The organism is Altererythrobacter chaiwopuensis, from assembly GCF_054957755.1.
This window is the reverse complement of the sequence record NZ_JBTXJG010000007.1, coordinates 1-285: the sequence shown is the minus strand read 5'-3', so window position 1 is coordinate 285 and position 285 is coordinate 1. Positions and strand designations below refer to the sequence as shown.

Genomic DNA, 285 nt, shown 5'->3' with positions numbered 1-285 from the left:
CAAATCCTCAGCGAGCTTCCGGAGGGCACGACGCTCGTCAGCGGCGCTGATGCCACGTACAACTTCCGGTGTAGCCGATCGATCGAACAACTGGGAGAGGAAGACGCACAGCGAGCATTCCTCGGCGACGCCATAAACCGCTTCGTTAACGTATTTCGCCCCAGGGTTAAGGCCTTGGTGGGGGCATCGGCTCGGTAAACCTCAGTGGGACACGCGCGCACCAATCACAGCCACGAAAAACCTAGTCCACATTAGTGGTCAGCTAAGGATTTCAAGACATCGCCC

Annotated in this window: 1 protein-coding gene; it reads left to right on the top strand. The window is 57.5% G+C overall.

All coding sequences use genetic code 11. The features are described from left to right. On the top strand, positions 1–198 hold a 198-nt coding region (locus ACX2DJ_RS12975; protein WP_462573161.1), incomplete at its 5' end, for a hypothetical protein. Positions 199–285 lie beyond the last annotated feature (87 nt).